2 protein-coding genes are annotated in these 15,875 nt (G+C 50.5%); both read right to left on the minus strand.

The annotated features are described in order from the left end of the window. Positions 1 to 160: 160 nt before the first annotated feature. A complete protein-coding gene (locus ACN4EG_RS17810; RefSeq protein WP_431631441.1) occupies positions 161 to 6,700 on the minus strand; it encodes a Tc toxin subunit A-related protein in 6,540 nt (2,179 codons plus the stop codon). Positions 6,701 to 6,814: 114 nt separating this feature from the next. Further along, the gene (locus ACN4EG_RS17815; protein WP_431631442.1) at positions 6,815 to 15,244 is read right to left on the minus strand and encodes a hemopexin repeat-containing protein; all 8,430 of its coding nucleotides are present in this window, start codon (positions 15,242 to 15,244) and stop codon (positions 6,815 to 6,817) included. Positions 15,245 to 15,875: the final 631 nt, after the last annotated feature.

Here is a 15,875-nt window from a genome sequence, read left to right on the forward strand (position 1 = left end):
CTCAAGTGAGCGCTGGCTCTGCGGCTTCATTACTGCGGATGTCTCTGAAGCCGCAGATGCTATCAGTCTTTCCCCCTTTCTTTTTGCAGGACGAGCTCTTTTTCATAAGCATGGCTGAATGGGGTGATCTGGAATATATTTCATCGGACGATGGGATTTTCTAATTCACACTGGCTTTGTAGCTGAAGACGAGACCGATGTTGTTGAGAATCGATCGATCGCCATTGATCACAAACCGCCAATCCGAACCACGACTGCTGATACTGAGGCCATTGGTTTGCAAGAACTTACCGTCCTTGAGCACCAGGTTTTTATCGCCATTCAACATCATGCTCATCGCCCCCGGTTCCATGAGGTCATAGCTGGCAAAAATACCCGTAATCTTGCTACTGCTCATATTGGGGAAAAGGTCACGGCTCATGGGTAGGATTAACTCATCCCCTTCGCCCTCCAAAAAGGCTGACCACTCATCCGGGAACTCCTGGGCCACATCCAAGAACCGCGCCGTAGGATAGGGTTTCAGCATTCCCTTCACCGCACTAGCAAAGACCTGTCCACCCTGTTCCGCCATGTATTTCAAATTAATCACCACATCCCGCAGTACAGCGATGTTGTAACTGTTTTTCTTACCGTTTAATTCCAATCGCCAAGTCGAAACCGCCCCCGTATTTTCAAAGGGCAAATAGCGATCGTCATCAAAACGCAACTCAAACAAGCCATTGTTCTTTTCATTCTCTTCCACATGGGAGAGCGCAATTTGCTGGTTGGCCTTCCAGCCCTGCCGCAGGGACTCCGGTGGCTGATCCTTCGGGTCAAGCAGATACTTCACTGCTTTGAGGTCGGGTTCCAGCACTGTCTTGTGGGTCAGTTGGGTGAGGGTCGCTAGGATGGGTTGGGCATTGTCGCCAAAGTCAAAGGACAGGGAAATGGTGCGAATCTGGCGGCAATAATGCCCCGGAAAATCGTAGTCAAATAGGCTTTCCGTCAGGGCAAATTCGCAAACACCTTTCGTCTTCAATCTCAGCAGTGCCACCGGATCAAGGTCGAGTAGAGAAATGTTTTGGGTAATTTCAAAGCCTCGGCGATTGCCATCAATGTAGGCTTTTTCCATGCGGTCTAAATCAAACGCCAAGCTATCGCCGGACATCAAGCCTTTGCGTTGACTATCCCAATAGGAACCGCTGATAAAATTGGCCTCGCTTTCCTTGATACCCCGCTCAAACTGGAAGGCTTTTTCAGCCGCTTTGGCCATGTCGAAGGCCATTTGATAGGTCTGGTAATACAACCCCGATAGTCGGCTGGCCATCCACTGATAAAGCTGGGCATTGGCAAACTTATCGCGCATAAAAGTACTGATGGCTTCGTTCTGGGCGATTTGCTGATCTAGAATAGCCAACTCCCGCTCCGCCATTTTTTCTTGAAGCATTGCCCCTTGGATTTGCAGCTTCAGTTGAATGATTTCGCTGTCTGCCATCGCCTTTTGTAGTTTCCAGTCCTCCTTCGATCGCTCGTGCTGGGCATAAATCCCGATCGCGTCACCGATCATGCTAATGCCATCCCCAGAGGTTTCCATGGCTTCCGCTGCCTTATTGATCGCCTCACCTGTACTTTCCCCACCCGTTTTTACACCAGTGGAAAAGACCCCAAGCGTGATATCCGGAAAAGCATGGGCGATCGCCGACAGCGTTTTGACCACTGCTGACCCCACCATCAACCCAGACCCTAGGAGCATCATGGCAACTTGCGCGGATTCAAGCTCCGTTAATCCACCATCGATCCATTCTTGGTACTTATCGGCTTGGTGGGTGGTGGACTTGAGACTTTCTTCCAACCCCTGCCGACTGTATTTGGCTTCCTCGATCTGATCCACTTTGGTCGCGCGGGTCAGGTTCAGAATGATGCCCTCTTGGCGATTTTGCAACAGACTCAGTTCTTCAGCATCTTTCTTTTCCAGAGCGTTGAGCAAATCATTCCCAAACTGACTCAGTTTTTGCGCCAATTCCTGGGCCTTCCGCAGCATGAACTCAAAACGATAGTGGGGCACCGGCACATTGAGTCCCGCGATCGCGCTGCTGAGGCTGGCCCCCGTAGCCACCGATCGCACCAACGCCATCGGATCGATCGGCGGTTCAAACAAAGGTAACGGTTGGCTAATGCCCAGAATATTTAAACAATGGCGAATCTTGTAGAGGCGATCTTCCACCCGATCCCAATAGTCCAGAAGCACCGTATTTGCGGGCACAAAGAAATAGGGATGGAGCACACTGGCATGGGGAGTTATCCCCACTTCTGTTTCCAGGGGATACACCAGAAAGTCATAGTCCCGATCGCCGTCCGTTAAATTCTTCAACGTTAACCGAATCGGTGGTTCCTCTGTAGATTGCTCCCCATGGGATTGATGCAACTGTTGTTGAATCAATTGGTCATCCTGTTGTACACCTTCATCTGCTTGCAATTGCTGATACTTTTGATCCTCTGACAGTAGCTTGCTGCCGAGATTTTCCGGCTTCTCGCCCAGCAAATCGTAGGCCAAGATGTAGAGCATCCGCGCTTCGTTGATGCTTTCCTGGGTGTATTGCTGAAACAGCATATCGCCCCAGTCCAGCAGGTTATCCAGATAGGCCATGACGATCGTTTTACGGTAGGCCATCGGTCGCAAAGCCGCGATCGCGTGGGGGTCAAAGGGATCGGTTAAATAGGCATTAATTAACGCCTGATCAACTTCCTCGATCGGCGGGCGATCGGGCTGATTAAAGGGCAAAAACTTCCAGAACGGAAAGACGCCCGTCGGGTCGTAAATGTACTCATACCAGCGCTTGGCCGCCTCAAACTGCTGACCCAAATTGAGCGCCTGGGCAATCAGGAACGGCGCATGGAAAAAGATCTCCCAATAATAAATACCATTGGCACTGGAAAAATCGAGATGGGAACCACTGGGTAGCTTTTCATCTTTGACCTTACCTTCGTTAACCTGGATCGTTGTGGCGATCGATTGGGGTGGAACAGCCTTTGAACTAAAGGCGGGGGTATCATCAATTTCCTGGGTGGCGAGGCTGAGCAGAGCAGGCAATCCCCCTGCAAACAGCGCTTTGTTCAGACGATAGGCAGTACTCGTCGTCAGACGAACAATTTCGTAGGGAACCGAATCAATTTCAAAGGGTTGAATGCTGGAGCTATTCTGGAGGTGATATTTAACATAGCGATCGCCCTTAAACAGAAATAAATTGCGTCCACCCTTTGCATTCACCGCATCCAACGCCCCATCAATTCCCGTCAGCAATTCATCGGGCAAATTCCCCCAATTGCCCTGTATCGGCTTAAACACAGGGTCTTCTTTGAGTTCTTGCAGTTCTTGATTTTGCAGCGGAGCCAATTGCACATAGCGCGTCCCCGCAAACAGATAGGTTTTATCACCCGCAGCCAGCGGGGTGGTATAGCTCAGGGTAAAGGCCGCATCAATTTTCATAATAGGCGGCTCTGCAATATCCGCCAGCTGGTCGTCCTCCAGGGTCGAGACGATCACTAGAGCACTATCCTCCGTCGAGGTCTTTTTCACTTCCACTTCGCCCCATTGGAATTGTTTGGGATAGCCAAAATCCACAAATTCGTTCAAGCTAGGGTCGGGAGCAGCACTGTTGGCCCCTGGATCGCGCAGGGTATAGCGAAAAATTTGGTCGCCACTGGCCACAAACAAACAATTCGCTTTGACAAAGGCCGCATCCACCACACCTTGGGCTGCGATATTGTTTCTGACTCGGCCCCATTTGTCAGCGGTTTCATTGCGGAGCCTGAGATCCGTGGATGAGGTATAGAATGGCTCCGCATGGTGGAAGAAAAAGAGTTCCCCTTTCTGGCCATCTGAGGTGAAGGTCTGGAGAATAGCATCGATTTTGTCCCATTTTGGGAAGCGCTCACTGTTGGTCGCCAGTTTTTTGGGATAGCCCTCATCGGGAGAGAACCTAGTGTTGGGGGGATAGGTGGACCCCGAGTAGGCAGAATATTCATCGCCACTGAATAGATAAGTTTTATCCCCATCACAAAAAGCCGCATCAATGGTGCCCGTATAGGCAATGTTGTCGCCCATTTTGCCCCATTTCGCGACGTTGTTTTGGGGATTGCTCCAATCCTCCACCTGCTTCACCACCTTTTGGCCCGTCAGCCCCTCCGGAGAGAAGGTAATAAAGTCCGTTTGGCGGAACAGATAGATTTGACGATCGATCCCCACAAAAGCGGCATTAATGCTGTGCTTGAGGGTGAAAGATTCTGGTTTGGGTGGGGTGACTTTAGAGTTAGTGACCGTGAGTTGATTACCCACAAAGCGATAGACAACATCTCCCACCACAAAGCCAGCCGACCAAACCTCCTTAGAGGATAGGGTGGTTAACTGGTTGTCTTTATATTCATAGTTATTACCTGTTTTGGTCACCAGATAGAGGGTTGTCCCCTGATCGTAGGCCGCCACCACTTTTTCCTGGCCCAGGCTCTCTCGTTCTTGGGCCGATGGGGAATACCCCAGTTCCTCTAGGATGGCGCGGAGGGTGTGGGTTTTGGGATAGCCCCGATCGATCACGCGATAGGGAGTCTGGGTGTTCGCCAACTCACTGTATTTGACGAAGGTACTGTTGTTGATCAGATAGGTGGCATTGTTATAGACAAAGCCCACATCCACAGAAGGAGCCCTTGAATCATCAGATGGAGCCACAAAGCCTGCGATGAAGTCAGAGTTTCTGCTGAAGTTGCCCCAATCCTCTTTGATGCGTCGATCGGTGGCTTCACCGGAGACACGATAGCTCTGGGTTTCATTGTTAAAGAAATAGGTTTTGCCATCTTTGCCCTGAAAGGCGGCATTAATTTGGCTCCATTGGGGCAGGGCAGAATTGCTGGAAATCAGTTGGGGATAGCCTTCATCTACCCATTCATAGCCCGTTGCTGCACCATTGGTATACACAAAGTACTGATCACCGCTAAACAAATAGGTTTTCCACTTGGTGCGATCGGAGGACGTTCTGTCCACATAGGCCGAATGCACAATCTTGTTTTTAGCAATGTTGTTGTTAACTTTGCCCCAGTGCGCGGCGATCGGCTTCTCTTCCTCCTCCAGAGCCCCTGGAAACGCTGCCGCAGAAGCCAAAAAGGTCTGGGGCTGTTGATTGGTACCCTTTTTAAAGAAAAAGGCTCTGCCATTGGGCAACTGCACCGCTGCATCAATCATCGCCCAGGCAGGCAAGTTATCTTGGTTTCCCGCCAGTGGCTTCCAGGCATCGGATGGTAACAGCGCCACATCTGGCTTACAGAGAAAGCTACCCCCTTTGTGGTCAAAACTGAACCAAGACCCTTCGGACGATTGCTGCACCGTATTGAACAGCACCATCTGGTCTTCGGGGAGGGGGGGTTCCTTAAAGATGCTCTGGAAGGTACGCTGGCTCGTGTTTTCAAATTCCTTTTGATTGGGTAACTCAAGGGCGTAAAGTTCGGGGGTGAGGCTAAAGGTTTTATAGGAGGTTGTCGTGGGCTTGCGGGGCGGGACTAAGGTGAAGCCAAAGCCAATACCAGTACCAATGCGAACCCATCGGGATCTAGCGGGGGTATCGTAGGCGCACTGAATGATGATGTTCTCGTGTTCGCCGATCGCCTCGTCCCCAGGTACGGCCCCAGGCACTTTGAATTTTTTGGAGGTTTCCACCAAGAGTCCAATCTTGGTAACGGTGCTGATGTCAACACTCGCGGGAATCCGCACTTCGATCGGGGCAGCGTTTTGATCCTTGGGCCGTAGGGTCTGGGGCGGAACCCATTCCTTGTTGAGGTTATAGAACGAGTAATAAATTCGTAGGACGTAGCTGGCGGACTGGGAGTTAGTGCTAACGGTTTGGGTATTGTCGTTAGTTCTGGTGGTGGTGAGGGCGGTGGAACTGGTATTGTTAACGATCGTCTCTAGCTTCACCCAAAACACAAACACACGATTAAAGGCAAACACCGGATAGACTTTATCGGCATCAATTTGCACATTTACCTTGAGCCAAGCATTCCAGGTAGTGGCCTGACCACTGCCTAAAAACTGCGCCATGCGGTAATAGTAGCGGCGCGGATCGGTTTTAGTCCGCCCAAACAGCACCAAACTTTTTGCTGGTGCACCACTGCCATCCTTTGAGTCGTAGACATAGCCACCCGCAATGGTCAGGCGGGAGACTTCGGTATATTCATCCAGATATTTTTGATAGGCCCGTTGCACAGCATCTTCGGTGATTTCGCCCTGCAAGAGATCGTCTTCTAAGGTTTTAAAACCAGGCGTTTTAGTATCCCGCAGTTCCGGACGAATGTAATTTTCGGGATAGAGGAACACCCGACGGTTGGCTTCCCACACCCGGTAATTTTTCATCCATTGCCAATAGGTTTTGAGGATGAGCTTAGTGTCTTCAGGGTTCTCCGGGGTGATCTTTTCTAGATTGACAAAATAACGATGGAAATACAGTTGAGCCGCCGCGATCGCTTCTCCAATTCTGGAAGCTTTGCCACAACTGCCCATTTCCACATCAATGAGCAAGTGTTCGTATAACTTCCGCGCATTATCAATCCTGTCATCCTCACTTTCATTGGAGATCACATCATTGGAAATCACATAGGGCACAAGCGCATCCCGCTTAATGACATTGAGTTCATCGTGCAATTGCTGACTAATCTGGAGCCACTCATTGTTTGACATAATTCAACCTGACAATGTTTAGATGAGTAGAAATGGATGACTGAAAAAGTAGTGATTGAGCCAAAAGTGATTCAGCTAAGGGAAATAAAGCTACAAGTTGTTCAACACTAGAAGCTATGCACTATGAATCAAGGCCAGACAGCGATATAACGCATCGGCGGCATCTTTTAAATTGACTTCATCCGCATCCGATGAATACCGCTTGCGCCAAATGGTGGTGTAGAGTTGGCGGGGCGCGATTCCCATCTTTTTCGCCAGGGTGAAAATGTCATAGAGCCGGAGGATGATTTCCAATTTGAACTGCACTTCAAACAGCATGTCATCGCTTAAAAAGGCGTTCTTGCGTTTCAGCCATTTCACTTCCTCTAGATCCCACTCAAACAACGTTGCGAGAACGGCGTAGGGATCGGCCACAGGCCCAGTTTCGGGATGTAGGAAGTCGAGTAAGGATAGCTCTCCGCTACTATGACTATCCTGGAGTTGCTTGAACCGGGTCATGATGTACAGATCGTTGAGCAAATAGTCCGACCAATTGCCCCAGCGGTATTTGACCTTTTGGGGATAGATCGTATCGATCGCTTGATAGGTGGCATCGGAATAGCGCACATAATCCTGGCCGGTTTCGCTGTCCTTGAGCAGATAGGTTTTGCCCTCAAAGACAAAGCCCCCGGAAATGGCTGACTGACCGGGAATCGCAGTCTCAAACGCCACAGGTAAGTTACCCCAATTGTCCTGGATAGATTTGGGAAATCCTTCATCCACCGTGGTCTGATCGGGGTGGGTGTAGCGAATGTATTGCACTCCTTTGAAAGCGTACAAACTTCCGTTGGGTGAGATAAAGGCCGCATCTAATGGAATTCGGCTAGGATCGGCGGGATCGATCGAGACAAAGGCGTTATTCACCTTGCCCCAAAAGGTCGCGATCGACTGCGAGTTTGTCTGGTCCGATCGTAAATAGCCCTTGTCCTTGAAGACATAGAGCTTGCCATCATTGCCCTTTAGCACCGCATCAATGTCGTACTGGAAGGTATCCGGCAGATGCTGCATCCCGAGCTCCTGCGTCAGGATCGTGGCCAGGGATTTGGGATAGCCATCATCCACAAAGGCCGGGGTCTCATCCTGGGTGTAGGTATCATCGCTGTAGCGCACGCCCTGATCGCCGGAGAAGAGGAAGGTCTGGCCGCTGGATTCCAGGAACAGAGCTGCATCGACTTTTTGACGTTGGGCAATGTTATTTTTCAGCCGACCCAGGCGACTGAGGGGATAGGTGGCCGTGAGGCTTTGGGAAACGACATGCCAGCGATCGCCCAGCAACAACGCTAGAGTGCGATCGTTGGCCAGCACCGCTAAGATTACCCGTCCATCCTCTCGCCTTTGCGTAGTCATTTGCGTAGTCAGCTGCTCTTCAAAGCTTTCCGGCAAATTCTGAAAACCCGGTTCCTGGCGCAGGTTGATCGCCAGGGTTTTGGGATAGCCCTCGTCCACATAACGGTAATCCTTGTCGGAATAGCGAATGTACTGATCGCCGGAAAAGAGATAGGTGAGGCGGTTTTGGTAGACAAAGGCCGCATCCACCCGATTGCCCTGGGGATGATCGGTAAAGTTATTGCGCACCTTACCCCAGCGTTGATTAATCGGTGCGGGGGACGTAAAGGGCTGGGTTCCGGAAACAACCGCGTTTCCGCAGGCGACATAGTGGTTTTCTGCAAAGAAGTAGGTGTTGCCATCCCGTCCTGTAAAGGCCGTTTTAATGCGCTTAAAGCTGTCATTGTTAAAGGGAATATCCCGCCAAATACGAGAGAGCGGTTTGGGGTACGTCCATTGGCCCGGATCGACATCGTATTGGATATAGCGCTGCCCACAGATGAGAAACAGATTTTCGCCTTCCGACAGCACCGCATAGATCGTCGTAAACTCTTCGTCTACATATTCGCTGGGGATTGCCCAGAAGCTACGATCGCCCAGTTTGGGAAAGCCTGCATCCGGTTGGCGATAGTCGGCGCTGGAGTAGCAAACGTAGCGGGCATTGCCCAGGGCATCGGCGGGTTCAAATAGGTAGGTTTTGCCATCTTTGACAAAGGCGAGGGAAACGCGGTTCAGGCCGCCCCAATGGTCTTTGATCGATCGGGGTAACTGCTCAATCTGGCCGTAGAAATCCTGGGGATTGGCCGGAGCATCCGCCCCATAGACGACAAACTGATCGCCACTGAACAGATAGGTTTTGCCATCCAGCCCCACAAAGGCCGCATCGACTGTGTTGTGAATATCGATATTGTTTTTGACGCGGCCCCATTCTTCCGCGAGGGGATAGGCTCGATTCAGGGACAGGTTAAAGCAAGTCGAGCCTTGGAAGAGATAGGTATTGCGATCGCGTCCGTGCAGAATTGCCTGAAGCCCGGTTTTGAAACCATCCGGTACCTGTCGCAAACAGGGCGGCAACCAGCGGGTTTTGGCCGTCGCCAGCCCTTCCAAACTGCTGTGGCGCTGCCAGCCAGCCCCATCGGCCAGATAGATCGCGCCCTCCTCAACCAAGGCACAACTTACCCCCGCCAAGCCCAAGTCGCCATAGTCCTGATGCAGGTTTTCTGAAACCACATAGCACTGCCCGCCCTTGAAGAGGTAGATCTGACGGCGATCGGCAAAGGCCGCATCAATGCCATCGGCCAGTTTGGCTAGGGTCGCCGCATCGAGATTTTTGAAGCGGGGTTCCTGGGTCAGCGAAGTGGCAATGGTTTTGGGATAGCCTTCATCAACGTCATGCTCGGCGTAATTAAAGTTATTAACGTTATCGCCAATGGAGTAGCGGAAATATTGGTGGCCGGAAAACAGGTAGGTATGGATCGTCGTTTGCATCTGACCTACCCCATCGAGTTCGTGGGAATCCACCAGCAGCACCGCATCGACCCGGCCCGTTTTGGCGATCTGATTAGTGGTGTAGCCCCAATAGCGACGGGTTTTGTTGGGCGATCGATCGTCGGGGCGGCTGTAGTCATGCCCGGAATATTGGATAAATTCCGTCCCGGAAAACAGATAGGTTTTGCCATCCTTGCCCACAAAGGCCGCATCCACGCGCGGTTCTCTAAACGGCAGACTCCAAGCCGTGGATAGGTTTTGCGGTTCTGACCACCAGCGTTGTTGTTGGTCGAAATAGATAAAGCGATCGCCGGAAAATAGATAGATTTTGTCATCGGAGGTATTGAACACCGCCTCGATCGTCTGAAAGTCGCCGTCTTCCGCGATCAAACTCAGGGGCAGATTCCACCAGTTATCGTTGGGGGGCTTGGGATAGCCGGGATCTACCTTGGTGTAGTCATGGGTGGAATAGCGCACGTAGACAATATCAGTCTGACCAGCCGCTGTCCCAAACAGATAGGTTTTGCCATCCAGAATAAAGGCATGGTGGACTTTGCTCAGACCGCCCCAATCCTGGTCGATCGTGCGGGGAAATCCATCATCCACCTGGGCATAGTCTGCCCCGGAATAGCGCACATACTGATCGTCACTAAACAGATAGGTTTTGCCATCCAGCCCCACAAAGGCCGCATCCACCTGCCCCTTTGTGCCTAGGACATTGCGCACTCGGCCCCAGGTGTCTCGCACCAACTGTTCCGAGGGTTCCTGTTGATCCGAAGGATATTGTCGAACCGTGCCCCCCTTAAACAAATAGACGGTTCCATTCTTCGCCTTAAACGCCGCATCCACACCATCAACAAATTCCGCTGGCAGATTGGGAAACTGATTGCGCAGGCGTTTGGGATAGCCCTCCTGAACCATCACCTGATCCTGTTCTAAACTGTCCTGATAGGCAATCACTTGATCGCCAGAGAACAGAAAGACTTGATTACCATCTCCGTAGGCAGCATCAATTTTGCGTAGATTTTCAAAGTTATTTCTGACTTTGCCCCAGGTTTGATGAATCAACTTCTCCGGAACGTTCGACTCTAGGCAAAGATAGGACTTGTCTTTGAACCAATAGGTGTGACCGTTGATTGCCTGGAATGCAGCATCAATGGAGGTCTGAAAGGCTCTAGGTAAGACCCTGGGCACGATCGCGGCGGCATCCTCCCCATTGGCGGTTTGCCCTTGGCAGGCTTCCCGCAACCAGTGACGTTCAATTTTGAGGGGATAGCCTTCGTCCACCGTGGTGTCGTAGGTCTCCCCGGAATAGCGGATGTATTGATCGCCAGAAAACAGGTAGGTGCGTCCATCCCGATCCTGAAACGTCGCATCCACCCGCTGGGGATTCTCAAAGTTGTTGATGACCTTGCCCCAGATTCTGGGTTGGCTGCTGGGCGATTCGGGCTGACCGGCTGATCCGGGCTGGCCTGCGCCCAGTTTCACCCAGCGATCGCTCCCCTTGGCTTTGCGATAGGTGAAGCCCTGGGCCAATAGCACGAGATCACCATTGGCTTCGGTCAAGGCTGCATCGACCTGTGGCAGTTCAGCCAACAGCGGCGACAGGGTACTCAGTGGTTGGGCTTTGGGCGGTTCCAGGGGTTGCCCATCGGGGGGCAGCAGTTGATAGGTCTTAGCCCCGTAACGCCAATACTGGTTCCCCACGAAGAGATAAATCACGCCCGTTCCATCGGCTAGTTGCGTTTCCAGCAGGGCGTCAATCCGATCGACCCCGGGGGGAAGCGCTAATTTTTCCGGGAATTTCTCGACTAAATTTTGATCCTGCCAGACGATCGCCGTTTCCGTGGCGTTGAGTCCCAGTTTGGCCGCGATCGCAGCAAATTGTTCAATGCGGCGATAGGCCAGGTTAAACCAATTATCGGACGGTTCATCGGCAATTTGATCTTGACGGTTCACGATCGCCAACACGGGCACCAGCAAAGATTCCACGATGTTAGTGTCTTGCAGAATTTGCTGACACAGAATGTGCAGAACGTCCGCCTCCACACCCAAGTGATCCTGAAGTGCCTCTAACAGAGTGATGGATTGGGCTTCGGCAAGGGCTTGGAATTGGGCCGCGATCGTTTGCACATCAGCATCAATCACTTTCGCGATCGCATGCAGGGCAAAAAAGATGTCTTTGTTGTAATCTTCAAAACCTTCCAGGGTGAATTCCAGGGCGTTGTCAATTCTCAGGAAATAGCTGATTTTATCCTGAACCAAATAGACGCGATCGTGGAGATATCCCGTGGACTCAAGGATGTCAATCAGTTCCTCCTGCTCCTCCCAATCGAAATCCAGTTCTTCCAGGACTTGCAGATTAAACTGATACTTCTTGGCCGTGGTCACTATGCGCTGGATGGCCGCAAAGATAATCTCGGTGTCATTGCTGCTGAACGGCGCTGAGAGGACAAACTGACTTAAGTTATCGGGATCCAGGAAGAACGTTTCCCCCTCCTCTTCCAAACGTTTGCCCTGGAGCCGTCCATTGCGCAGATAGTCGGGTTGCAAGTGCTGATAGACCTGGCGCGCGGCAATGTCATCGGCGATCGAGGTAAACAGGTCGCGGTTGAGGGTGTAAAACGTGGCTTTGAATTCACGAATCATGCCCTGCATGGCTTGGAGAATGGGGCGGCGATGGGGATAAAAGGCCAGGGCCAAATTCAAGGTTTGTGGCGTTGTCGTGAGCAGGGCGGCTTTGTTCAGGATAAGGTGATTGGCATCGAGGTAGCCGTTGAAGATGAGATTTTCGATTAGGTTATCAATTTCAAAGGGCTTGAGCGGCAACTCCGCAAACACCTGTCTATCCAGCGTTAGCTGCGCCTGTTGGAATTGTTGGATTTGCGTCAGAATCAGATTAAAGATTGGCTGGGCATATTGGGTAAGTCCAATATTCACCTGAAATTCGGTCACGTTATCTTCATTGACAAAGAAGTCTGTTTGCAGAACATTACCCTCTTCATCAAGATAACCATTGAAGATGAGGTGATCATAAAGTTCGTTGCGTTGCTTTTCCGAGAGATCGGTCAATACCTCCAAATCCGATGGATAAATGGTCAGTTCAACTGCCAGATTCGACGATCGTGCCTCATCAGCGATCGATAACGCCTCCAAGTCTGTTGCATCGGAGTCATCACCCAACTCATCGCCAAAAATATCACCTAACTCATCGTCGTTGGTATCCGTTCCATCCTCGTCAAAGTCTGAAACTGCTTCCAACTCCGTCTCTGAATCGATCGTAGCCTCTACTTCCATCGCCTCAGAGAGCAAGTCATGGATGATCATGAACACGTCATCCCGGTGGGCACTGAAATCTGTCTCCAGTTGAAACTGCTCCACCGTCGTTGGAAACCGCTCTTCCAGCAACAGCCCCTCAGGACTGATGTAATCCTGCAAAATCAAATGATTGAACAGGGCATCGAGCAGTTTCAACTCCAACCCCAGACCAGTAAAGTCCTCGGGAACAATCTGATCTAGCCGCGTTAAGGCCCGATAGGCCGCTTTTTCCACTAACGAAGGTTCGTATTTAACCAAGCGCCGATCTTTGCGGGCCACCAAACCGCTCTCCGGTTCAATAAACGTTTGGTAAATCACCCGCGCTGTGCGTCGATCGATGGCCTCCGCCTCACTGCTATCCTCCGCCTCAGACACAAACAGATCCGCGCTGAACATGAGCGGCTGAAATTGCTGATACAGGTTGTTGAGAAACTCAATTTTGTGTTGCCGCCTTGCTGTGGCTTCGGTGGCGTTTTGATCCGTTGGGGTTAACCATTGCTTGAGTTCTCCCGTGCTGATGTCGTTGGTTTGCAGCCATTGAGCGATCGCCCCAAGGATCTGCACCAGCCACATGGACGCTGCCCCATCGTTCCCCGCAATCATCCGATAGCAATCCTGACCGGTTGGAACCATCGGAATGAGGGTATCAAAAGCATTGGTAAGGCGAATAGCGGGATCTTTGCCAAGAATATCAAACAGGTTAAACAGATCCTCATAGGTGAGATCCAGAATCTCGGTGAGCTGGCTAAGGCGGAACAGCAGCGAGAGGGCTGGTAGACCGATCGCCGCTTGTTCATCCAACAGGGAAGCCCCCGACCCCACCCGTTTGGCCTGATCCCTAAATTGATTGACCACCAGAACCAACTGGGCTTCGCTGAGGCCCAGCGCTTGGGAGATCCGCTGCCGATAGGCTTTGTTGTTGACGGACAGAATGTCATCGGTACAGATGAGGGGACTGTAGGTGACATAGCGAGCCGGAACAAAGGCAGACCCGCGAATGTAGGCACGATCGAGATGGGCCAGGTTCCCATTGAAGACGCGATTAAATAAATCAGCGGGTTCCCCAGCATTGCCCAGGCCCAAGGTATTCATGGGGCGGAAGAAACTACAGGCTACATCAACCGCAATTTCGTAGCGATCGCAGAGGTGTTTAATCACCGCTATTTTCTGGATCGCCGCACCATCCAACTCGCTTTGTACTCCATCAGACTGACAACAGGTTCGCAAAATTAAATCCAGCTCTGTTAAAGACAATCCAGTTTTGCGCTGAAGGCGAATGAGGCGCTGCACCCGATCGAACCATGCACTGGGAATAGGAGAGGAATTTGTAATAACTGCTACAAGCTCTAGGATGTTCTCTTTAATTCCCGCAGGAATGGATGATACGTCGCTATTCCAATAGGGCTGAAGCAAGGTTTTTAGCGTCTCCAGGTGGGTGCGTTGCGCGGCGGAGAGGTTTGCCTCTAATAAATCAACGCTCTGCGCTTCCTGATGATCAAAGATCCGAAAGTGCAACGCATCATGATCCTCTTTCGCGATCGCGATGAGTTGTTGACCTGTTGCTGGCAAGGGTGTCTTCGGCGAAGTCGATAGCACCAAGTTGTAAGCGGTCAGCCCCTGCCAGATAATGCTTGCTTCTACAGAATCCAAGACTGCATAGCCACCTAAACCATAATGAATAAAAAAGTCAGATGCCTTGACGCGCTCTGGTTGAGAATCCACCTCGATCGAGTGGGCTGTTTCACTCAAATTTTGATAAAGCAGTTCCCGCAATTCTGCCCCTGACAGTTGTGTCGCTGCCAGAAAGTTGGCAACCTGGATCTTTGCCGATGAAGCACCGTGAGAGGTTTTATTCCTATTGAAGTAGCTTTGCAGATCGGCTGAAGTTGGACTTTGCGTAATCGCATTGAACTCTTCAGTCGAGAGTTGAAGGTATTCCCGGCCAATCAGGACAGGATTCAATTCTAGGCTAAACCGTTTATAGAGTTCCTCAGAGGAAACATTCAAATAGTGGAGAAATTTTTTAATTCGTTCATTTTCAAAATTAAAGGGGAATTGAAAAGGATACTGCTGCTGCTGCAATTTTGTATACACATCGTCGCCAATCTGCTGCTCCAAGATACCGTTAACAATATCGAGGTAGGGAATGGCGGTAAAGGCATTTTCTGTATTTAACAATATGTGCTGAATATCGCCCCGGCGTTGATGTAGTTCATGGAGCTGAGACGAAGAACGTAACTTATCATCCAGAAGCTGCAGTAAATCGACGAGATAGGCAGACGGGGAGAGAACCGATCGGCCATCTTCTCCCGTTGTAAAATCCAGGCTTCCAAAAATATCTTCATAACTGGGTAAGTCTGAATTAGCAGCCATAGCATCCTCGTATTAGGTTGTGATGGGGGTAGACGTACAGAGCAACAACACCAGAACAATCCAGTCCTGACATCAATCACCAGCAGTACCAATGGGTAACCCAGTCGGCAAATCAGCAGCAGACAGCCCAGTGGCAGAAAACCCGTTGGCAAAAAACAGCATTCTTCCTAGATTCCCAAGAAATTTCAGCTGATCAGGCAGATGTTCCGCACAGCAAACGTGAGTCCAACCCTGACCCTATGCCTCAAATCTAGGAGAATCCGGCTTAAAATGATTCAGAATTTGGGAATTCAGACAATAGCCTAGAACTTTTCAAAATGTTTAAAATATTTTCTAAACTAATCGCCCTAAAAGATGAGTCCCAAAATACAAAAAACAGGGAAATATATCTAAAAATTGTTTGTTTTGAGGTTTTTGAATCTTTTTATCTAAATTTGATTCCAACCTACTTCTGCTATTACATCTCCTTATCGATAGACGCTTGAGCATAACCGCTTGAGCATAACCGCTTGAGCATGACTAATAGAACCTTGTATTACCAGCAATGATTTGTCAATACTCTTACTTTAGACGTGTTGGGAAATAATGGATAATGTGAAGCAGTAGCCCAGAGCCTTCTCATGCTGAATCT

Source organism: Alkalinema pantanalense CENA528 (genome assembly GCF_050753345.1).
In the GTDB taxonomy this organism is placed as follows: Bacteria; Cyanobacteriota; Cyanobacteriia; order Leptolyngbyales; family Leptolyngbyaceae; genus Alkalinema; species Alkalinema pantanalense.